Source organism: Lysinibacillus zambalensis, assembly GCF_040183165.1.
GTDB classification, from domain to species: domain Bacteria; phylum Bacillota; class Bacilli; order Bacillales_A; family Planococcaceae; genus Lysinibacillus; species Lysinibacillus zambalensis.
This window is the reverse complement of sequence record NZ_JBEGDG010000079.1, coordinates 1-348: the sequence shown is the minus strand read 5'-3', so window position 1 is coordinate 348 and position 348 is coordinate 1. Positions and strand designations below refer to the sequence as shown.

The window sequence follows — 348 nt, the reverse complement described above, 5'->3', positions numbered from 1 at the left end:
GGGGCCTTAGCTCAGCTGGGAGAGCGCCTGCCTTGCACGCAGGAGGTCAGCGGTTCGATCCCGCTAGGCTCCACCATAAAAGATAACCAGTATAAAGATCCTGGCGGCGTAGCTCAGCTGGCTAGAGCGTACGGTTCATACCCGTAAGGTCGGGGGTTCGATCCCCTCTGCCGCCATCTTAAAGGACCTTTAGCTCAGTTGGTTAGAGCAGACGGCTCATAACCGTCCGGTCGCAGGTTCGAGTCCTGCAAGGTCCACCATTTATATATTGTTACGGAGGTATACCCAAGTCTGGCTGAAGGGATCGGTCTTGAAAACCGACAGGCGGGTAACACCGCGCGGGGGTTC

The 348-nt window shown here is 56.6% G+C and carries 3 tRNA genes; all 3 read left to right on the top strand.

Annotated elements, in window-relative coordinates:
• The 3 genes from ABNX05_RS26135 to ABNX05_RS26125 all read left to right on the top strand — a co-directional run bounded on the left by ABNX05_RS26135 (window position 1) and on the right by ABNX05_RS26125 (window position 260).
• Window positions 1-76, top strand: a tRNA-Ala gene (locus ABNX05_RS26135).
• Window positions 77-102: 26 nt separating this feature from the next.
• A tRNA-Met gene (locus ABNX05_RS26130) sits at window positions 103-176 on the top strand.
• A gap of 7 nt (window positions 177-183) precedes the next feature.
• Window positions 184-260: transfer RNA gene (locus ABNX05_RS26125), tRNA-Ile, on the top strand.
• Window positions 261-348: the final 88 nt, after the last annotated feature.